The sequence below is a fragment of the Streptomyces sp. NPDC052040 genome (assembly GCF_044548405.1).
GTDB lineage: Bacteria > Actinomycetota > Actinomycetes > Streptomycetales > Streptomycetaceae > Streptomyces.
Map to the genome: position 1 here is coordinate 1,309,237 of NZ_JBIUBV010000001.1, position 19,775 is coordinate 1,329,011.

The window sequence follows — 19,775 nt, forward strand, 5'->3', positions numbered from 1 at the left end:
CCGCGCCTCCACTTAATGCAAACACATAGCCTTAAGGTGCGGGTAGAGTCGAGAAGATCGGCGCCGGTATGGCGATAGGCGCAATCGCTTTGCTTTAGGGTGGTCTCATGAGCCGCAAACCGATGGCGCGTCCGGGTGGGCGCAGTGCCCGGGTCCAGGAGGCGGTGCACGGTGCCGTACGCGAGCTGACCGGCGAGGTGGGGCGCGATGCCCTGACTGTGCCGCTGGTCGCCGCGCGTGCCGGAGTCACCCCGTCGACCGTCTACCGGCGCTGGGGCGACCTTCAGGCACTCCTCTCGGATGTGGCGGTGGAGCGGCTGCGCCCGGAGGCGCTTCCCGAGGACCGGGGCGATCTCACCGCGGATCTGATGGCCTGGGCCGAGGAGTTCCTCGACGAGATGTCCTCGCCGCCGGGCCGGGCCTATATCCGCGACGCCCTGCTCGGTGACCCCGACGGTGGCAACGCCGACCGTTGCTCGGCCTACGCCGCCGAGCAGATCGCCGTCATCCTCGCCCGCGCGGCCGGGCGGGACCAGTCGGCGCCCGAGGTGGAGTCGGTCATCGACCAGGTGGTCGCCCCGATGATGTACCGCATCCTCTTCCGCCCGGAGGGGCTCGATGCCGCGTACGCCCGCCGCCTTGTCTCGGGTCTGATCCGGGCCAGCTAGACCGGGGGGCGGTGCCGGCCCGGAGGGGGAGTGGGGCGGGACCGGGTGCAAACGGGCGCCCGTAGAGGGTGTTCGGGCCATCGGGCACCGTCCGGATCCGACCTTTTCCGCCCGTATTCGGTGGTCTTGGGGTGCTCGAAACGGGCAGACATCGGGCCCGTTCAGGTGGGTGACGGGCAGTCGCCGTGCGTACCAGGAGCGGTATAACTCTGTCACGGACAGCAACCGGGCGTGCGACGTCCGAACGGGCGGAGCGCGGCCGAGGGCGGAAGAGAACGGGGCCGGGGATGCGGGCAGCGAAGCGGCAGCACCGAGTCCGCGGGCCGCAGCGGCACGACGACCGGGCGGACAGGGTCGCCCCGGCCGCGGGTGCCGGTGCCGCGGCGGAGACCATACGGCCCGACCGCGACGGTCTCCGTGCTCGGACCGTTTGCGGCCCTGAGTGCCCCGGGGTCGGGCATCTCGCCGGAGCCCCCAGCTGACGGCCGCCGCGGCCGTGGGCGGTGGCCGGGGCCTCGGTCACCGGCCGACGCCGCAACGCACCCCCGCCCGGAAGGCCGCTCCGTACGGCGCAGGGTTCCGAAGGGGTTTCCGGCCGGGAGCCTGACCGGCTCCCAGGGCATCGATCGCGGGTGCCGGGCACGGTCGGGGTCGAGAGCGTCGAACCCGCGGCCCGGACAGGGGAGTTGGCCGGAGCGCGCGGACGGTGGCCCCGCCGGGATGGTGAACCTGGCAGGCCGCCGCCCCACCGTGGCGGATCCGGCCGGAGGCGAGTCGGAACACCGTATTCCTCGGGAGGACGGACGGTGACGGAGAACGGTCGGCTGCGCGTGGAGACGCTCGGGCCGCTGCGGGTATACGCCGGGGCGCGGGAGATCGCCCTCGGCCCGCCCAAGCAGCGAGCCGTCTTCGCCGTGCTCGCACTGAGTGACAACAGCCTGGTCCCACGGGACGACCTCATCGACCGGCTGTGGGGAGCCGAACCGCCGGCCACCGCCGTCGGCAGTGTGCACACCTATGTCTCGGGACTGCGCCGGGCCCTGGCGGACTCGGGCGACCCGCTGACCAGCACCGGCGCCGGATACCTGCTGCCGCTCGACCCCGAGGGGCTCGACGCGCGGGTCGCCGAGCGGCTGGCGGCACGGGCACGGGCCGACCGTGAGCGCGCCCCCGCCGCCGCGCTCGACGCCTACGACAGGGCGCTGGCCTGCTGGCGTTCCGGCTCCGTACTCGGCGGCCTGCCCGGCCCGTTCGCCGTGGAGTACCGCGCCTGGGCCTCGGATCTCCGGCTGCGGCTGCTGATGGAGCGCGCCGAACTGCTGCTGGGGCTCGACCGGCCCACCGGTGTCGCCGACGGACTGCGGGCACAGGTCGCCGCCCACCCCTACGACGAACGGCTGCGCGCCCTGCTGATGACGGCACTGAGCCGCAGCGGCCGGACCGCCGACGCGCTCGCCCAGTACCGGCATCTGCGCACGGTGCTCGCCGAGGACCTCGGCATCGCCCCCTCGGCCGAGCTGCGCGACCTCAACTCCTCGATCCTGGCCGAGAACGGCCGCCCCCGTACCCCGGCGGACCCCCGTCCACCGGCCGCCGCGCCGGTGGTTCCGGCCCAACTTCCGCACGGCGTAGGCGCCTTCGTCGGCCGGGCGGAGCCGGTCGGACAGGTGCTGGAGGCGGCCCGCACCGCGGCGGACGGCGAAGGCGCCGGGCAGGGCGGGGTGCCGGGCATCGTGATGATCGTGGGCGTGGGCGGGATCGGCAAGACCGCTCTGGCCGTGCACTGCGCCCACCGGCTGGCCGACGCCTACCCCGACGGGCAGCTGTACCTCAACCTCCGCGGCTTCGACCCCAAGCAGCCGGTCCGCGCCTCGGCGGACAGCCTGCACCATCTGCTCACCTCGCTGAATGTGACGGACATCCCCGCCGGTCATGAGCAGCGGGCGGCCCTGTGGCGCAGCATCGTCCGCGACAAGCGCATGCTGATCGTGCTGGACAACGCCGACTCCGCGGAGCGGGTGGAGGATCTGTTACCCGGTGCGGGCCCGTCCTTCACCATCGTGACCAGCCGCAACCGGCTCAGCGGGCTGGCCGTGCGCCATTCGGCCCGCCGGGTGACCCTGCCCCCCTTCAGCGTCCCCGAGTCGCTGGAACTGCTGTCCGCCTCCATCGGATCCGGCCGGGTCGGCGCCGAACTGGGCGCCGCCCGCCGCCTCGCCGGACTCTGCGACGGACTGCCGCTGGCGCTGCGCATCGCCTCGGAGCAGGCGACCGCGGGCCCCTCGGCGCGGATCGCCGACCTGGTGGCCGACCTGGAGGACGTACGGCACCGGCTCGACGCCCTCCAGATGCCCGACGACGAGCTGTACTCCGTACGCGGAGTGCTCTCCTGGTCCTACGCCCGGCTCGACACCGCAGGGGCGCACGCCTTCCGCACCCTGGGCCTCCTCCCGGGGCCCACCATCCGCCCCGAGGCGACCGCCGCCCTGCTGGACCTGCCCGTCCCGGCCGCCGCCGCCGCGCTGCGGAACCTGGCCGCCCAGCACCTGGTGGAGACCGCGGGCACCGGCTACCGCATGCACGAGCTGACCCGCCTCTACGCCGAGGAGCTGTGCCTCGGCGCGGAGACGGACGCCTCCCGGCGCCGGGCCCTGGAACGGCTGCTGCACTGGTATGTGGAAGCCCTGACCCCGGACCGGCCCGGGCAGCGGCCGACGCGATACGTCCCGGAGTGGGACGATGCCGCGCCGCTGGTGCGCACCGCGCAGCGGATCGGCCGCCATACGGAGGCATGGCAGCTGGCCCGGCTGCTCCACGACCGCCGTGTCGCAGCGGGGCAGTCCGGGGACGCGGGGGACTGGGTCCGACTGCTCAGGACCGGACTGCGCAGCGCCGAACTGCTCGGCGACAAAAGGGCCCAGGCCCTGCTGCTGCACCGGCTGAGCGCGGCCTGCTCCCGGCTCGGCGACGACGGGGCCGACCGGGGCGGGACGGCACTGCGCCGACTGCGGGAGGCCCTGGCGCTCGCCAGGGCCGACGGCGACACGCACCGGGAGGGCCTGGCGTTGTTCGGCCTCGCCCAGGTGCACGGGGCGACCGGGGCGTCCCCCGTACAGGTGCGGGACCTCGCGGTCCAGGCGCTGGCGCGGCTGCGGGAGTCGGGGACCGCGGAAGCCGCCGAGGTCAGTGCGTTCCTCGGGGCACTGGACGCAGGCCCGCGCCATGCGTCCGAGCGGGACCCCGTCCGGCGTGCGGGATAGGGCCGTCGTGGCGGCTCTGCCAGATCAGCACCGCCTCTACCCTGCTGTCCGCGCCCAGGGACCGGAAGATCCGGTTGATGTGGTTCTTCACGGTCTTCTCGCGCAGGTGCAGCCGTGCCGCGATCTCCGCGTTGCGGACCCCGCGCGAGACCAGGGTCATCACCTCGTGCTGACGCTGTGACAGGGGGAGGTCCACCCCCTCGTGTGCCGGGGCCGCGTCGGGGCGGGCGGGCGCCGGACCGGCCGGGGCGGGGGACCCGGCCGCCGGGCGGTCGGCCGCCTCGATCACATTGAGCCGGTACTCCGCGCACAGCCTGCGCACCGGGCGGACGACGGGCGCCGGGTCAGGAAGCACCGGGTGGTGCGCCCCCGCTTCGACGCAGGGGCGGCCGGTCCCGGCCGCGCCCGCGGCGGGCCGGACGGCGACCTCGACATAGGGCATCCGGACGATGTCCACATCCAGGTTCTTGCTGGCGAACACCTGCCGGATCTGGGCGAGGATGTCCGGGCTGGTGATGGCGATCCGCACCAGAGGGGAGCCGGGGCCGACCGGCGGAGCCATGGGGGGACGAGTCATGGCTCCAGCCTGGCGGGCCCCGCTTCACGCCCTCTTCACGGACGGTCCAGGCCGCCTTCAGAGCCGGCCGCCGCCGTCACCGTGTCCCCGTCCCGCCCCGCCTCCTGCTCCCCGGCGCTCCCGGTCAGCTGCGCCAGCTCGGCCAGCACCTCGTCCTCGGTGGGGACGTCCACCCGGTCCGCCCAGCGCAGGGTGGCGACAAGGCTGTCGAAGAGCATGACGACGGCCTGGACCGGCGCGGCCTCCACATCGCCGTCGGACAGCACGGTGAAGGTCAGCAGGGCCCACACGCCCGGGGCCTCCGGATGGGACACGTAGTAGGAGATCCGCTGCGACGGCGCCTTGCGTCCGATACGGCCGCTCTCCACCACCGAGGCCACCCGGACCGCGGGGCCGCCGCCGATCTCCAGATAGGTGCCGCTGTCCCCGGCGTCGGCCAGCACGGAGGCCAGCAGCTGTTCCGGGTCCTCGATGTCCTCCTCACGCTGCGCCTCCGACTCCAGGACGGTCATCAGCAGCGATCCGGGCAGCCGCACACCGCTGAATTCCTCCAGCGGCAGCAGCACCGAGCGGGCGTTCTGCCGGGCGGCCTCGTCGGTCGCCTCGGTCAGCTCCCGGCGCAGCATCCGGCGCCACGGACCGACCTTGTCCCGCGGCAGCGAGTCCGGCAGATGGTGGCGGATCACCTCGTCGATGATCCGGCGCCGCAGCACGGAGGTGTCGGGGGTGGTCGGGATCTGCACCCAGCCCTCGGGGACGACGAGTTCGAAGTCGATCACGACTGCCCCTCCCCGGCCGCCGCGAGGAAGCCGAGCCGGGCCGGGCCCCCGTCCGCGGGGGCGCACTCCTCGGCGATCTGCTGCATCAACTGCTCCACTCCGGGGCCGATCAAGGCCATCAGCCCCATCTCGAAGACGGACGTGCTCAGCAGGACGTCCGCGCTGCTGCCCGGGGCACCGCCCCGCGGCGGCACATCGAGGCGCAGCGCGGCGTCCAGACGTGCGTAGGCCGCACCCTCCGGGCTGCGGCAGAGGGCGAACACCCGCACTCCGTCACCGCTCGGCGTGGTCACGTAGTCCACGACGGGCTCCCGTGCGTCGCACTCCAGACCGCGCGCGCCCACCAGGTCCATCAGATAGTTCGGATCCTCGGCCTCGGGCCCGCGGAACTCCACCACCACCGGGACCGGCGCCCACCGGGGCCGCCCCTCGACGAAGGCCGCGCCCCAGGCCAGCCGGGACCACTCGGGCAACTGCTCCGCACGCTCCCGCAACCAGCGGGCCGTGTCCCGGCCCACCATGTCGGTGGTGAAGGGGAATTCGGCCCCGGCGTCCTTCGGCCAGGCCTCGCGGACGGCGGCCACGCCCTCGGCCGTCCACTCCGCGAACAGGGCCACCAGATGCCCGGTCCAGGTGTCGGGGTCGGGCTCGCCGGGCAGGCCCTTGGGCACCCACTCCCAGTGCCAGGGCAGCCTGGTCAGCTCCAGCAGTTCGCCGCTCATCGTCTCTCCCGTGCTCACGCGGTGGCATAACCGGGCGGATTGGCCGCGGGGATCCAGCCCTTGAGACGGCCGCCGGTGTAGATGAACCCGGCACCCAGACCGAAGGCGCCGTTCAGACCGCCCCAGGCGAACCAGAGCGGCGAGATCTTGCCGAGATTGGCCGCCGCCACGACGGCTCCCAGATCCTGGGCGCCCTTGATACCGGCGACGATGGACGCGAAGTCCTTGCCGAACTGCGCCGGGTTGGTCAGCAGGGTGGCCCACATCGAGCCCGCGCCCTTGAGCTGGCTCCAGGTGGAGGCCCAGAACCCGATGTCGGGGGTGACGGCGCCGGACTTGCCCAACAGCCAGTTGGTGGCCGGGTTGTTGAACCACTCCGACAGGTTCTGCCAGCTGGTGGCGGCGTTCGCCGGCGGCGGGGCGAACGGCCGGGAGAAGTTGGGCACCGGGCGGCCCGCTCCGGACGCCGCGGCGCCCGGCTGGTTGCCCGGGCCGAAGGGGCGGGAGAAGTTGGGCACCGGGCGCGGATTGCCCGGTCCGAAGGGCCGGGAGAAGTTGGGGGTGGGGCGGCCGCCCGCGCCGACCGGCCGCAGCGGCACCATGGGGATGCCCCCGTTGCCGCCGCCGACCGGGATCGGCCGCGGCCGGGCCCCCGCGCTCGCCGCGGCCTTGGCCGCGCTGGAGATGCCCTTGCCGACGACGGAGGCGATGGCGCCCAGGCCCGCCAGGCCCAGTCCCACCGCGCCGAGGATGACGTCCGCGAGGCTGCCCTTGCCGTCCACATAGAGCACGATGTTGGCGACCAGGGTGATGGCCCCGGCCACCACCCCCGCGATGACCAGCACGTTCACCCCCGGGATCAGGATGGCCAGCGCCGCGAGGACCATGCCGATGATGGCGAAGATCTGGCTGATCTTGGCCATCACCGCGTCCAGCTTGTCCTTGAAGCTGTCGGTGAGACCGTCCTTGTAGTTCTTGGCGTTGACCGCGTCGCCGAAGCGCTTGCCCGCCGTGTTCAGCGCGTTGAGGGCGTTGTCCAGCCGCGTCTTGGCCGCGGCCATCTTCGCGTCCGCGTCGGAGGTGGCCTTGTTCTTGGCATCGCCCTTGGCCTGTTCGTCCGGGTCGGTGGTGCCGTCGGGCTTCTTCTGCGGGTCCGGCATGCCCTTGGCCTTGGTCTGCGCGTCGTGCGCGGCCTCGGCGTCGGTCAGCGCTCCGGCCGTCTCGCTGAGCCCCCGGTCCAGATCGGGTTCGTACTTGGCGATCTCGTCGGCCACGTCGTGGTAGCGGACACCGGCCTTGGTGAGCCGGTCGTTGAGCGAGTTCGCCGAGGACTTCAGACCCTCGACGTACTGGCCCGCCAGGCTGTCGCTGCTGGTCCCGACGATCTTCTGGAGCTTGGCGGTCGCGTCGTCGATGGTGGCGGCGATGTGCTGGTACCGCTTCTGGGCGTCCCGTACCACGTCGGGGTCGGCGCGGACCGGGTCCGAGTCCAGATCCAGAGGCGACCAGTCGCCGAGATTCCTGATGCTCATCGGTTCTCCTCGACCTCGCCCCTCATCCGTTCTGGAACGACTGGAACAGCTGTGTGTCGCCCTGCGCCCAGGCCTGGTCGATCTTGGTGACCTGGTCCCGCAGGGCCTTCATGTCCTTGACCATGGCGTCGCGGTGGACGGTCCAGTTGTCGGCGAAGTCGCCCATCGAGAGATTGGCGTTGTGCTGGCCCCACAGCCCCTTGTCGTCGTTCTGGAAGTCGAGCGCGCCCTCGAACTGGCCGATCAGCTCGTTGAGATCGCTCACCAGGTCCTGGAGGTCCTTCACCACGATGTCTGCCATCACTGCTCCTGCCGGTTCGGGACGGGTGTGCCGGGCCCGGCGGCCGGAAGCGGCCGGGCGGGCAGCGGCACCTGAGCACTCGTCAGGCTTCCGGCGCCGAGATGGACCAGGGCCGCGCCGGGCACCACCCGGGCGGCGAGCTGGGAACGGGTCAGCCGTACGCCCACCAGGTCGCCGTCGCTCATATTGGGCGGCGACAGCAGCGCACCGCGCCGGTTCCGCTTGACCTCGGCCTGCCAGCCGGAGAACCCCATCGCCACCGAGGCCACGTCCCCGCCGAGCACCACGGCCCGGTGGGCGCCCGACGCCCTGCGGACGAACGCCTTGAGCCAGTCCCGGCAGGGCAGGTCGCGCCACACCTCGGCGTCGTCGACCAGCAGGACCACCGGCCCGTCCCCCGGGTCGAGCAGCCCGGCGAAGTCCGCCTCCGCCGGGGCCTCGGCGGTCAGCACACCGCGCACCCCCGCGCGGCCCTCGAAGGCACGCAGCGGCGAGTTCAGCGGAGCGCCGATCACCAGCTCCGCCCCGCCGCGCAGCAGCGACTCCGCCATGACGCACAGCGCGGTGCTGCGCCCGGACCGGGACGGCCCCGCGACCAGGAAGGTGGGCTGGTCGCCCAGCAGGTCCGCGCCCACCGGCTCCAGCTCGTCGCCGCCGACACCGAGCAGCGCCCACATCGGGGCCGGTGCCTCGACCAGCTCCCACGCCTGCTCGAAGGAGAGCTGGGTGGGCAGCACCGCGATCCGGTTGGGGCGCGCCGACTTCGGCACCCCCGCCTCCCGCTCGGCCAGCCGGGCGCCCAGCGCGTGCAGCGCCGCGACCTGGGCCGGGCCCGCCGGATCGGCCGCCATCAACGCGACCTGCGTCTCGATGGCGCTGGTCGCCCGGTAGCCGCGGCCCGGCGGCAGATGCTCGGGGATCTTACGGGGGCTCAGCCCGGCCAGGCTGGCGTCGCTGCGGTCGGCCAGGCGCAGCACCAGTTTGTCGTCGCAGAGCGAGCCCATCCGGCCGCTGAGCAGCATGTGGTCACCGGCGATGACCAGATGGACCCCGGCGCTGCCGCCCTCCCGGTGCAGGACATGGATCAGATCGGTGAGGGCCCCGCCGTCGTACTCGCTGAGGGTGCCCATGAACCCCTCCCAGCGGTCCAGCAGCAGCACGATGTGCGGCAGCCGCTCCGCCTCCAGGGCGGCCGCGCGCTGCTCGGCCAGATCCGCGAACCCGCCCTCACCGAGGATGCGTTGGCGGTTCAGCACCTCCGCGTGCAGGCGCTTGAGCAGCCGCGCGGCCCGGTCGGCGTCCGAGCGCTGCACCACCGCGCCGCAGTGCGGGAGCCTGCTCAGCGGCAGCAGCGCGCCGTTGCCGCAGTCCAGCCCGTACAGATGCAGATCGGCCACACCGGAGGCGGCCGCGGCGGCGGCGCCGAAGGTCCGCAGCGCCGTGGAGCGGCCCGAGCGGGGGGCGCCGATGATGTGCAGATGGCCGAAGGTGGCCAGGTCGACCGTGACCGGCTCCTGGCGCTGCTGCGTCGGCAGGTCCTGTACGGCCCAGGAGAACACCGGTTCGCCGTGCTCGCCGCGCACCGGCTCCGAGGGCAGCTCGACGACGGGGGAGAGCGGCAGCGGCGGCAGCCAGGGGCGGCGCTGCGGGGCGATCCCCAGCAGGGTGTTGGCCTGCTCGACGGTCCGCACCAGCGCCGCGAGGTCGGTCTCGGTGTCCGTCTCGACGGTGCCCCGGGGACGCTGCGGCACCGGCCTGCCCAGGTCCAGCCAGGAGACCGGCTGGAGGAAGGGAGGCACCACCACCGCCTGCTGGCTGCCCAGCGGTCGGCGGCCGCCGACCCGACCGGTCTGGAACGGGATCAGCGAGCTGTGCCCCAGCCGGGCGTACGCCCGCCCCGGAGTGGCCGCCGAGATGCTCGCCGCCTCCCGGGCGTCGATGACATCGGTGCTCTCCGCCGGATCGGTCACCCTCAGCGCGACCCGCAGATTGGTGTTGGCGCGGATCTCCGCCGACACCACGCCCGAGGGCCGCTGGGTGGCCAGGATCAGATGGATGCCCAGCGAACGGCCGCGCTGGGCGACATTGACCAGTCCGGTGACGAAGTCGGGCAGCTCGCGGACCATGGAGGCGAACTCGTCGATGACGATCAGCAGCCGGGGGACCGGCGCCAGTTCGACGGGCCGCCGCTCCGCGTAGTCGAGGTAGTCCTCCAGGTCCTTGGCGCCCGCCGCCGCCAGCAGATGCTCGCGGTGGGTCAGTTCGGCGCTCAGCGAGACCAGGGCGCGCTCCACCAGATGCGTGTCCAGGTCGGTGACCAGGCCCACGGTGTGCGGCAGATCGACGCAGTCCTTGAACGCGGCGCCGCCCTTGTAGTCCACCAGCACAAAGGTCATCGCGTCCGGGCGGTTGGCCACGGCCAGCGAGGCGACCAGGGTCTGGAGGAACTCCGACTTGCCCGATCCGGTGGTGCCGGCCACCAAACCGTGCGGACCGTGGTTGACCAGGTCCAGGGCGAAGGGGCCGTCGAGGGAGTAGCCCACCACGGCCTTGGTGCTGCGGCCCGAGGCGCGCCAGCGGGCGGCGATCTGGGGGGCGGTGGGCTCCTCGAGTCCGAGCACCTCCAGCAGCCGGGCCGAGGCGGGCAGCGCGGCCTCGCCCTGGCCCTCGCTGACATCGCGCAGCGGGGCGAGACAGCGGCCCACGGCCTCGTACCAGGTGTCGGCGACCTCGTCCGCGCGAATGCCGTCGATCTGCGCCTCCCGCTGGCGGCGCAGGCTGGCCCGGCTCCCGGGGCCGCCGACGACGACCGTGGCGCACTCCTCCGGCAGGGTCCGCTCGTCGGCGTCCACACAGATGCTCAACACACCGACCGCAGGACCTTCTTGAAGGATCGTCACCACCCCGGGCAGGGCGCGCAGTCGCCGGGCGCCGTCCATCACCACGATCACATCGGGGTCCGCGGAGGCTGCCCCGGCGCCGGCGTTGAGACGGGCCTGCCGCCGCGCCTTGATCAGCTCGGTCAGCTCGGCGACCCGGTGGCCCAGCGTCTCCGCGTCGGCGCCGACCAGCGCCAGCGCCTGCTGGCCGAGCATCGGACGGGTGTGCGGCAGCCAGGTCGCCCACTCCCACAGGGACTCGCCCGCCGGGTCGGTCAGGATGTAGAGCTGCACATCGCGCGGGCTCTGGAGCACGGCCAACTGGCCGACCAGCCAACGAGTGGTGTGGCGGGGCCAGTTGTCCCGCCCCGCCACCCCGACCACGCCCGCCTGCGCGATGGAGAACGCGGCCGGGACGTCCTGGGCGGCCCGCAGTTCGCGGTGGCGCCGGTTCCCGTCCCCCTCCTCCACGGCGATACCGGTGGGCAGATCGGCGATGCCGACCCGCACCAGCAGATGGTCGGGATCGGTGCGACGGCGCTCCCACAGCCGGGCCCGCGGTCCGGTCGCGATGACCGACAGCTCGGCCGGATCGGGGGATGCGGCCCTGCGGTCCAGGCGCTCCTGGTCGAGCGCGGCGGAGATCTCGGCCTCCGTGGCGTCCAGGACGGCCCGGTGCTCCGCCAGTTGCCGCCGGTGGCTCAGCTTGCCCTGGCGCCGCCCGGTCCACCAGCTGCCGATCATCATCACCGGTGACATGCCCGCCATCACCAGGAACATCGGGTTGTCCGACATCAGCGCGATCGCGCCGCCGAAGACCGCGGGCAGCGCCGCGGCCAGCCACGGCAGCGCGTTCAGCGCCGGTGCCTTGGGCTGCCCCGGCAGCTTGAACGCGGTGCGCCGCACCGGCGGCAGCAGCCGAGGGGGCCGGTTGTAGTCGAGATAGCCGCCGTCCGGTGAGGGGGCGACCACGGCGTCGGGGCGCAGCAGCGCGTGCGCCTCCAGCACGGTGTCCCCGACGATCAGCTGGGCGCGCTCCCGCCACAGCACCTCGTGGCCGGGCAGCGGAGCGCGCTCCAGCAGGGCCGTCCCGGAGCCGGTGCGCACCCGCACCCGGGCGTCCAGGAACACCCGGATGACGGCGACCGCGGCCTCCGGCTGCTCCTGGTCCACGGTGAGACCGCCCGCCGGGTCCACACCGATGTGGTGCTCACCCGCGTCGAGGTACCAGACCCGGCCCGCACCGGTACCGGCCACGGCGCGCAGGGTGACCAGACCGGACCGGTGCCCCTCGGCGGGGCCGGGCTCGTCGAGCCAGAGGACGGCCCCGTCCTGGATCCCGCTGCCCGCCAGCGGCTGGTCCAGGTCGAGCAGCCGGCCGGCCAGGAAGACCCGGGCCGCCGTCGGGTCGCCCGCTGCCGGGGCCTGCGTCAGGGCCAGGCTGTCCAGCAGGTTCTTGACGACGTCCCGGACGCTGGTGGCGGGTTCGGCGTCCACGACGACATCGGCGGACCAGTCCGGGAGCCGGGAAATGGTGATCATCATGGGACTGCTGCTTCCCCACTCCTCGTAGGCGCGGCTGCTTCGGGAGAGCGGACGGGACCGGGAAGAAGGACGGGCACCGGGGCCCGCCTTCCGGATCCGGCCGAGAGGCCCTAGCTCTTGTTGAGCGAACCGGCCAGCTGCGTGTCCATGTCGCGCATCGCGTCCACGGCCTTGTCCAGCCACTGGGAGAGCTGCTCCAGGGTCTCCATCGCCTGGTTCGCCGAGTTCACGAACTCGGTGTGCACCTCGTCGAACCGGCCCGACGCCTGGTCGGTGACGAAGCCCGAGCTGGTCAGGCTGTCGACGATGCTCTTGCACTCCGTCAGCTTCGCGTCGATGTCGCTCTTGTTGTTGCGCATGCGGTTCGCGCTGTCCGACATCTCCTCGTAGGTGACATTCACGTTTGCCATCGGGGTGTCCCTTCTGTGTTGCCGGTCGTTGCCCGGCGTTGCCCGGCCTGGGCTCGCACCCACAGGTTCGCCGTGGACGTCCACGATGCTAGGAACGGCCCGGACGGCCGGTCCAGGGCGACGGGGGTGGGCCTTGGGCCCCTGGGCCCAAGGCCCACCCCCGCCCGCCGTTGACACCTTCACGGCCCCCGGCGAACGATCTGAGGACACTGCGGACCCGACGCCGACACCGCGCGGGAGGGGCCTCCGCCGGGCCGGGCCCGCCCATCACAGCCGAGGAGACGAAGGTGACTCTGCCGAGCCGATCCACCGAGCGCAGTTCCCCCCGCCGCTCCTGGCTCGTCCGGCTCCGTCCGGGGCGCGGCTCCGGGGCGCGGCCCGGCTCCCCGCGCGCCGACCACGGCCTGTGGACCGTGGACCGGGTGGTCCGCGCGCTCACCACCGCCTGCCACGAGGAGACGCGCGAGGTCCCGGCCGTGCACGCGGTCGTCGTGGGCGCCGAGACCGTACGGCTGTATCTGAGCACCCCCGACGAGCGGCCGCCCGCCGACTGGGTCTGCGAACAGGACGGCAGGGTCTGGCACGCGCCGCTGCGCAGGCTCCAGTCGGTCGCGGTGTCGGACACGCTTCCCGACCCCTATCCGCAGCTGGTCTCCCTCGGTGGCTCCCACGAGGGCTTTGTGCTGCTCAACCTGGCGCGGGCGGGCGGCATCATCGCACTGGAGGGCGACGCCCGCCAGGCGCGGCTGCTGGCCCAGGACTGGACCCGGGAACTCACCAGCAGCCCGTGGTCGCGGGAGGTGAAGGTGGCGCGGATCGGGTTCAAGACCGGCCCGGCGGGTCCGGACGACATCATCGAGGCCAAGTCCCTGGGGCATGCCGCGTCCACGCTGGCGGGGATCGACGGCGCGGTGCTGATCCTGGCCGGACCGCCGGACGGCCGGGCCCGCGAGTTTCTGCACCGGGTCGCCGAGGATCCGTCCGGGCGCTGGACCGTGGTGGTCCTCGGCCGGATGGAGCAGCCCCGGTGGCGCCTGGTCCTGGACGCCGAGGGGATGGTGGACACCGGTTTCCTGGCCGAGCCGGTGTCCCGGCGGCTCGACCAGGTGTCGGCGCTGCCCGGCCCCGAGGAGTCCGACGCCGACTCCGGTCCCGCGCCCGCCGCCGTGCCCCGGCCCCGGCCGTCCGCCCCGGCCCGACCCGCGACCCCGGCGGGGCCCGGGGACGGCCGCCGGTTCAGCCGTCGCACCACCATGGCCGCCGCTGCTGCCGCCGTCGCCGTGGTGGTCGTGGCCGTCGTCCTGACCACCACGCACCGTGGCTCCTCGCCCGCCGCGCCGGTGGCGCGGGCCACCACCGAAGCGGGTACGGCCGCGACGGCGCCGGGCTCCGCCCCGACGACCGCGGGAGCGGGCGGCTCCGGCACCCCGGCCCCGGGTGCGCCGTCCGCGTCCGGTGGTCCGGTGGCGCCCCCGGCGGGCTCGTCGCTGGTCAACCCGGCCGCGAACAAGTGCCTCAGCGCGGGGCCCGGCACCGACGGCACACCGCTCTCGCTGGCCGCCTGCGACGGCGACGCCAACCAGTCGTGGCAGGCCGTGAACGGCACGCTCCAGAGTCAGGGCCTCTGCATGGACGCCGCCTGGGGCGCCACCACTCCCGGCACGGTCGTGCAGGTCGCACGGTGCAGCGGCAACCCGGCCCAGCTCTTCTCGGTGCGGGGCGGCACCGTCTACTCGCAGCAGGCGAAGCTGTGCATCGGCGAGGCCAACGGCGGTACGGCGGTCCGGCTGGCCCCCTGCACCGGCCCCGCGAGCGTCTTCAAGCGCCGCTGACCCGAGGCCGGTCGCCGGTGCGACCGCCACCGGACGAGGGGCCCTCCCCGCCGGGCGCCCCAGACCCTCTTCGGCACCCCGCACATGACGTAGCGTCGCACCGCGCCGGGGACGGCCGGGGAAGCGGAGACCACCTGCGCCACCCCTCGGCGGCCCCTGCGGCGGTGGGCATGCACCTCCCCCGGTGCGCGTGTGAGCCCTGTATGCGCCCCCGTGCGTGCGAGAAGACTGCGCCCTGCCAGCGTGCGGATGGGCGGAAACAACTGTTCAGCGTGCAACTGTTGAGGAAGGCGGGTCGCCACGTGCTGCTGCGTCTGCCCCTGTCCATACCCGAAGCACAGGAGTGTCTCGCCGAGGAGGCCGTTCCGGTCGGCGGCGCCACGCTCGTCTGGGCCGTCTGGCAGCGGGACGGCTTCCCCGACCTGGCCATGTCGCTGCGCGACCTGCCGGACGCCCAAGTCCTGGGCGGCGGAAGGCTCGGCTCCGCCGTGGTCCTCGGCCGCATCGACGACCGGGTGCCGGACGTCCTCCGGCTGGCCGCCGCCACGGTGGGGACGGGGGCCGTGCGCCGGACGGCGACGGTCGGCGGCAATCTCGTCGGCAGCACCCTGCGCTGCCTGCTCCCCGCCGCGCTCGTCCTGGACGCCCGTGCCACGGTGCTGGCGTCGGACGGCGTCCACGAAACGGACCTGGCCGAGGTGATCGCCAAGCAGCCGCTGCTGCTCGGTCTCCACTGGCGCGATCCGATCGCCTCCGCGTACCGCAAGCTGCCCCCCGACGCGGGCGGACCGCCGCCCCTTGTCGTCGCCTCGGCGCTGCACGGCGACGACGGCACGGGCGTCCGCCTCCGGGTCGCCGTACGGGACGGCTACGACGTGTTCAGCGGCGACACCGTCTGCGCCGCGGACCCGGGCACGGACATCGACCGGACCCTGCACGCGCTGCACTCGACGGCGCTGGGCGATCTGCCTCCCGCGGCCTGGGACGTCGTACGCCCGCAGGTCGCCGGACTGCTGGACGGCCACGGCCCCGTCCGCTGAGGCCGGACCCGCCCGCGCCCTACCGCCGGTTCGCGCCGCCGGCCCGCTCCGGGTGGACCGACTCGACCCGGAACAACCGCGGCTGGACATCGGTGGCGATGGTGGCCGCCTTGTCCATGTGCACCCGCGCCTCGGGGTTGGCCAGCATCGCGTGGTAGTGCTCCTCGCTCTCCCACTGGGCGTAGTTGATGACGCGTTCGCCGTCCAGGGAGGCGTGGAAGTTGGCGCAGATGAAGCCGGGTTGATGCTTCATCGTCTCCTCCGTGGCGCGGGACAGGAGCGCGATCAGCTCCTCCTGGCGGTCGGGGGAGACCGTGAAGACATTGATGAGCGTGGCCACGGGGCGCGTGGAGTCGATGTGTGCCGTAACAGTCATACGGTCATGTGTCCCGTTCCGGCGTCCCCGGGTCTCCCTCGCCGGTCCGTATTTCGCCCGTTCGGACGTCGGCAGGGCGGGGGACCCCCCGGCGCCGGGCGCCGCGGCAAAGGCCCCGACCGGCAGCGGGAACCTCTGGCGCCCGTTCACCAACTCTCCCTAGGATGTGCCCGGTTCGCACCCGTTCCGGCCTTCCCGGCCGCCCCTGGCGTGAGCCGTGCGCACAACAACCGCAGAGGCGCGCGATCGGGGGAAGCCGGTGGGAATCCGGCGCTGACCTGCAACCGTGTGCGGCCCCGGGGCCGCGAGTCGGGGCACCCGGCGCGTGCCGAGAACCGCTTCCCACTGTCATGGTCCGCAGTGCGAAGCCGAGAGCCCGGTCCGGTGCGTCCGGCCGTTCGCAAGCAGAGCGGCGCGGCGCGTCCCTCCGGCGCGGGTCCGCCCGCTCGGCGTCGGGCCGCGGACCGCCCACACCAGAAGGGCTCCTCCCTTGCACCGCACCTTCGCACGCCGCACCGCGGCCGCCGCGGCCGTCCTCGCCCTCGCCTCCGCCCCGGCAGTCGCCCATGCCCAGGGCGCGCCCCGTACCAACGCCCCGATCAGGGTGTCGCTGACCGTGCAGGGACCGGACGGGACCCTGTTCAAGGGCAGCGTCAGAACCCGTGGCCATGAGGTCACCACGGCCACGGGCGGCACACACAGATGCGACGGCACCAACGGCGGCGCCAACGCCTCCGCCGTGCCGACGCCCACCGCCGCCCTCGACGACGCCGCCCGCAAGCGGCACTTCACCTGGGACGGCACCTGGTACTCGTCCTTCGACGACTACTCCGTCGACACCATCAAGAAGGTGAGCGGCGGCGCCACCGCCTACTGGAACATCTCCGTCAACGGCACCTCCACCCCGGTGGGCGGCTGCCAGTTCAAGCTGAAGGCCGGGGACAAGGTCGCCTTCACCTGGACGGCCTTCTGATCCGGCCCGTCGTCACCGGCCGGGGAACGGGCGCGCCTCGGCCGGTGTGACCGCCTCCCCGGCCCGCACCCCGTGCAGAACCCGCGCGAGGACCTCCGCCCCGCGCACCACCCGCGGTCCGGGGCGGTTGAAATGGGCGGGGCCGTCCAGCCCCCAGACCCGTCCGGACCGTACGGCGGGCAGCTCCGCCCAGCCCGGCAGCCCGGTCAGCAAGTCCGCCTCGCGCAGGGTCCGTTCGGGCGGGAAGCCGCAGGGCAGCACGAGGACCGCGTCCGGCCGGGCGGCGCGCACCGCCTCCCAGGTCATCGGCGCGGTGTGCTCGCCGGGCTGGGCGAGCAGGGGCTCGCCGCCGGCGGCCGCGATCTGCTCGGGCACCCAGTGCCCGGCGGGCCACAGCGGGTCCAGCCACTCGAGGGCCACCACCCGGGGCCGCCCGCGCCGGGCGACCGCGCTGCGGACTCGGTCGAGCCGGGCCCGCAGCGCGGCCCGGCGCGCCCGCGCCCGCTCCGGCACGCCGAGCAGCTCGCCGACCGTGACCAGGCAGTCCAGTACGTCGTCGAGCGTGCGCGGCTCCAGACTGAGCACCCGGGTGTCCGCGTCGAGCAGCCGCACGGCCCCGCTCACCCTCGCGTACGACACCGCGCACACCTCGCACAGATCCTGGGTGAGCACCACATCGGGCCGCAGGGCCGCCAGCGCCTCGGTGTCCAGGGTGTACAGCGACGAACCGGAGTGCGCCGAGCCGCCCACCGCGTCCGAGATCTCCCGGCTGGTGAGGGCGTCCTGATCCAGGTCCGCCCCGGTCACCACGGGCACCTGCGCCACCTCGTCCGGCGGCCAGTCGCACTCATGGGTACGGCCGACCAACCGCGCCGACAGCCCGAGTTCGGCCACGATGTCTGTCGCGGCGGGCAGCAGGGAGACGATGCGCATGCGCCGACTCTAGGATCTTTCGTCGGGATCCGCCCGCAAGCCCGGCATGATCCGAACGAGCGGCCCCAGGACCCGCCGCGGATCCGACCGCGCCGTCAGGCGCCCCAGCGCACTGCGATCGTGTCGCCCACTCCCACCACCGTGTTCCGCGCGGCGGAGGCGAACGCCGAGCCGTCGATGCTCACCTTCCAGGTGTTCGAGCCGCTGTTGGCCTTGCCGTTGAGCGCGGTGACGGTGCCCGTACCGGAGGAGGGGGTGACACCGGTGACGCACCCCGCCGGGGTGGCCGCGCCGGTGGCCGCGTCCAGGACCGCGCCGAGGGTGGTGGCCGTACCGGTCGGCGTGAGGGCCACCGAGCACACCTTCGGATTCCCGGCGCCGTCGTCCACGGTGAGCGCCAGCCTGGTCGCCGTACCGGAGGTGAAGGAGCCCTGGCCCACCCACTGCGGGGCGCCCGAGGTGACCGGGACGGGCGGGGCGGCCGTGAAGCCGCCGCCCGCCACCGCGCGCAGTCCGTCGATCGAGGAGTACGCCGTCGGGGAGGTGTCGGAGGGCAGGTACTTGAAGCCGCCGCCCGGCTTGAACTGCTGCGCGATCAGGAAGTCCACCGGCGTCTTGCCCATGGAGGTGAGGAAGTCACCGGTCTGCGCGTTGATCCCGCAGGCGTTGAGCCCGGACACCGCCCAGCCGTTGGAGTCGGTGTTGGCGCCGAACATGGCGTTGAAGGCACCGCTGCTCGCCACCAGCTTGCTCTTGAGGAACGCCTTGGCCTGGAGGACGTCGGTGTCGGTGTTCGGCACTCCCGACACGCACAGGGCCGCCATCGTGGCGCCGGTCATGTCGATGTCGCTGGTCGAGGACAGCTGGCTGGGACTGCCCTCCGCCTTGCCGTAGTTCCAGCCGCCGTCGTTGTGCTGGTTGGCGCGGATACGGGTGATGAGCGCGTCCCGCAGCGCCTGCGGGATCCGGGCCTGACCGGACTGGGTCTTCGCGCCGCCCAGGGCGAGCGCCGCGAACACGGTGCCGTTGAAGTTGGCCGACGGGCCGAAGTAGCCGGGCTCGGCGGTCTGCCAGTAGCCGTAGATGTCGGCGACCAGATTGCGGGAGGCGGAGACACGGGCCGGGTCGATCCCCGCCGCGTAGGCGTTGAGCATCGCACGCTCGTAGTCGGTGACCACGGGGGAGGAGGAGGGCCAGCTCGCGGTGGAGAGCAGGGTGCGGTAGACGGTTCTCGCGTTCTTGCTGGTGTCGCCGCCCGGGGTGACATCCACCGCGGCGGTACCGGCCGCCGCGAGGGCGCTGAACGCCCACTCGTTGGACAGCCCGGAACCGGCGTAGGAACCGTCCGCCGCCTGAAGGGACTTGAGGTAGGAGACGCCGTTCGTCTTGGAGGTGGCGATCTGTGACGGGCTGGAGGTCGCGGCGGCGGGCAGTGCGGTGAGGGCGAAGGCACCCAGCGCGGCGGCCGCGGTGAGGGCGGGGCTGCGGAAGGACAGCGGACGGGGCATGGCCTGCTCCTTGGATGAAGGACGCCGACCCCACCCGCGCCGGTGCCGGGCGGCCCGGGGAGCGGCGGGTGCGGCCGCCGTCCGGAACGCGTGGACCGGCTTCCAGAGGTGCTGCACCGCTTGGGCATTCGGGCTCGGGGCGGCCCCCGGCCGTCCCACACCGCTGCGCGTCAGCCCCGGAATCCCACCGGGTTCCCCCACTCGGCAGTCCGGGACGGTACCCGACCTGCACCCCTGCCGCCAGCGGTCGCAACCGACCGCCCGGACCGGTCAGGGCGGTGTCTTGACGGCCGTGGTGAAGCGTGTTCAAATCCCGCTGATACACAACGAGTTCCAGGGGAAGCCGGTCGAAGTCCGGCGCTGACCCGCAACCGTGGGCCCGGCACCGCCGGGCGAGCCGGAATGCCTGGACCGTTTCATCGGCAACAGACGCCGTCGCG

Annotated in this window: 15 protein-coding genes and 3 riboswitches; of the genes, 5 read left to right on the top strand and 10 right to left on the bottom strand. The window is 73.6% G+C overall.

Annotated features, from left to right (window positions below):
* Positions 1–107: 107 nt before the first annotated feature.
* A complete protein-coding gene (locus ACIHAA_RS05600; protein WP_399813491.1) occupies positions 108–668 on the top strand; it encodes a TetR/AcrR family transcriptional regulator in 561 nt (186 codons plus the stop codon).
* An 806-nt stretch (positions 669–1,474) separates the two neighbouring features.
* A complete protein-coding gene (locus ACIHAA_RS05605) occupies positions 1,475–3,928 on the top strand; it encodes an AfsR/SARP family transcriptional regulator (RefSeq protein ID WP_399813494.1) in 2,454 nt (817 codons plus the stop codon).
* Here ACIHAA_RS05605 and ACIHAA_RS05610 read toward each other — a convergent pair.
* The 7 genes from ACIHAA_RS05610 to ACIHAA_RS05640 all read right to left on the bottom strand — a co-directional run bounded on the left by ACIHAA_RS05610 (position 3,852) and on the right by ACIHAA_RS05640 (position 12,673).
* On the bottom strand, positions 3,852–4,505 hold the full coding sequence (locus ACIHAA_RS05610) for a response regulator transcription factor (RefSeq protein WP_399813496.1): 654 nt from the start codon (positions 4,503–4,505) through the stop codon (positions 3,852–3,854). The two genes, ACIHAA_RS05605 and ACIHAA_RS05610, sit on opposite strands and share 77 nt — an antisense overlap.
* Before the next feature lie 35 nt (positions 4,506–4,540).
* Positions 4,541–5,284, bottom strand: coding sequence for a hypothetical protein (locus tag ACIHAA_RS05615; protein WP_399813498.1), 744 nt, complete (start codon positions 5,282–5,284; stop codon positions 4,541–4,543).
* A complete protein-coding gene (locus tag ACIHAA_RS05620; protein WP_399813500.1) occupies positions 5,281–6,006 on the bottom strand; it encodes a hypothetical protein in 726 nt (241 codons plus the stop codon). The genes ACIHAA_RS05615 and ACIHAA_RS05620 overlap by 4 nt, the downstream gene beginning before the upstream one ends.
* Before the next feature lie 14 nt (positions 6,007–6,020).
* A complete protein-coding gene (locus tag ACIHAA_RS05625; protein ID WP_399813503.1) occupies positions 6,021–7,538 on the bottom strand; it encodes a hypothetical protein in 1,518 nt (505 codons plus the stop codon).
* A 22-nt stretch (positions 7,539–7,560) separates the two neighbouring features.
* Positions 7,561–7,839, bottom strand: coding sequence for a hypothetical protein (locus ACIHAA_RS05630; protein ID WP_399813505.1), 279 nt, complete (start codon positions 7,837–7,839; stop codon positions 7,561–7,563).
* Positions 7,839–12,263: an FtsK/SpoIIIE domain-containing protein gene (locus tag ACIHAA_RS05635; RefSeq protein WP_399813507.1), complete on the bottom strand. Its 4,425-nt coding sequence runs from the start codon at positions 12,261–12,263 to the stop codon at positions 7,839–7,841. The genes ACIHAA_RS05630 and ACIHAA_RS05635 overlap by 1 nt, the downstream gene beginning before the upstream one ends.
* Before the next feature lie 110 nt (positions 12,264–12,373).
* Positions 12,374–12,673, bottom strand: a complete 300-nt coding sequence (locus ACIHAA_RS05640) for a WXG100 family type VII secretion target (protein WP_399813510.1) — start codon at positions 12,671–12,673, stop codon at positions 12,374–12,376.
* A 287-nt stretch (positions 12,674–12,960) separates the two neighbouring features.
* On the opposite strand from ACIHAA_RS05640, the gene ACIHAA_RS05645 reads away from it, so the two are divergent.
* Both ACIHAA_RS05645 and ACIHAA_RS05650 read left to right on the top strand, forming a co-directional pair.
* A complete protein-coding gene (locus ACIHAA_RS05645; RefSeq protein ID WP_399813512.1) occupies positions 12,961–14,505 on the top strand; it encodes a ricin-type beta-trefoil lectin domain protein in 1,545 nt (514 codons plus the stop codon).
* Positions 14,506–14,807: 302 nt separating this feature from the next.
* Positions 14,808–15,545, top strand: coding sequence for an FAD binding domain-containing protein (locus ACIHAA_RS05650; protein WP_399813513.1), 738 nt, complete (start codon positions 14,808–14,810; stop codon positions 15,543–15,545).
* Between the two features lie 19 nt (positions 15,546–15,564).
* Here the strand turns inward: ACIHAA_RS05650 and ACIHAA_RS05655 are convergent, their stop codons facing one another.
* Entirely contained in the window at positions 15,565–15,921 is a 357-nt protein-coding gene (locus ACIHAA_RS05655; protein ID WP_399813514.1) for an antibiotic biosynthesis monooxygenase family protein, read from the bottom strand.
* 249 nt (positions 15,922–16,170) lie between these two features.
* A riboswitch (cobalamin riboswitch) is annotated at positions 16,171–16,241 on the top strand.
* 170 nt (positions 16,242–16,411) lie between these two features.
* Here ACIHAA_RS05655 and ACIHAA_RS05660 point away from each other — a divergent pair.
* Complete coding sequence (locus tag ACIHAA_RS05660) at positions 16,412–16,894, top strand: DUF4430 domain-containing protein (protein WP_399813515.1); 483 nt, start codon at positions 16,412–16,414, stop codon at positions 16,892–16,894.
* A gap of 12 nt (positions 16,895–16,906) precedes the next feature.
* Here ACIHAA_RS05660 and ACIHAA_RS05665 read toward each other — a convergent pair whose 3' ends face one another.
* Together ACIHAA_RS05665 and ACIHAA_RS05670 are read right to left on the bottom strand one after the other, a co-directional pair.
* Positions 16,907–17,827, bottom strand: a complete 921-nt coding sequence (locus ACIHAA_RS05665; protein ID WP_399813516.1) for a cobalamin-binding protein — start codon at positions 17,825–17,827, stop codon at positions 16,907–16,909.
* A gap of 95 nt (positions 17,828–17,922) precedes the next feature.
* Complete coding sequence (locus ACIHAA_RS05670) at positions 17,923–19,335, bottom strand: hypothetical protein (RefSeq protein ID WP_399813517.1); 1,413 nt, start codon at positions 19,333–19,335, stop codon at positions 17,923–17,925.
* Positions 19,336–19,457: 122 nt separating this feature from the next.
* A riboswitch (cobalamin riboswitch) is annotated at positions 19,458–19,533 on the bottom strand.
* A gap of 137 nt (positions 19,534–19,670) precedes the next feature.
* Positions 19,671–19,743: riboswitch (cobalamin riboswitch) on the top strand.
* The last annotated feature ends 32 nt before the right edge of the window (positions 19,744–19,775 follow it).